Origin of the sequence: Fusobacterium sp. DD2 (assembly GCF_018205345.1) — a bacterium.
GTDB lineage: Bacteria > Fusobacteriota > Fusobacteriia > Fusobacteriales > Fusobacteriaceae > Fusobacterium_A.
The window spans coordinates 1-723 of sequence record NZ_JADRHM010000131.1; the positions used below are offsets into that span (position 1 = coordinate 1).

The window sequence follows — 723 nt, forward strand, 5'->3', positions numbered from 1 at the left end:
TGGAAAAGGCTTTGATAATTGTTGCTTTGAATTGAACCAAGCAAATATTGATAGAGATTGTAATCCTTCGCTAGTATCTCATTCTATTTTAAAAGATGATCGAGTTTTTCATCTGGAGATATTAAATATTTAAAAGAACGACAATAATTTCTTTTATGTGAAAGTTTCAGAGAATCGCAAAGGAATAATTTCTATTCTCTTTTAAACTTTCTATAGAGGGAAGGATTCTTTGCTTTAAAACTGTTCATCGCAGTAATTCTCAACTTATTCAGCGCTCTGTTAATGAGTTGAACTATATGAAATGTATCTATGATGATCTTAGTCTTTGGAAAGAATCTTCTTATTAAACTTATGCATGGAGATACATATCAATTACAATATGCTTAATATTTTTTCTAGCTTCAAAGGAAAATTTAGAAAAATAGCCTTCTAGTGAATTAAGTTGCCTATTTTCTACAATATCAATAATTTTTCTATTAACTGCATCCATAAAAATGAAGGACATGGCGCCTAAAGAATCTTTTGTTGATTTGAATTCATCAAAACACAAGACTTCAGAAAGTGTATTTTTAGAAACAAATAAATCTTTATATCCATGATTCATGATTCTCTGTACTATTGTTATAGATACAAAATGCTCTTTAGCTATATCTTTTAAGGATATTTTATCTTTAAGTCTTAAAAGAATGGATAATTTCAAATTTTTAGAAAGAAAAGAATTCT

At 27.4% G+C, this 723-nt stretch carries 1 protein-coding gene; it reads right to left on the minus strand.

Annotated elements, in window-relative coordinates:
• Nucleotides 1–349: 349 nt before the first annotated feature.
• Nucleotides 350–723 (minus strand): transposase (locus tag IX290_RS11430; protein ID WP_211493315.1); only part of this gene is annotated, 374 nt, incomplete at its 5' end.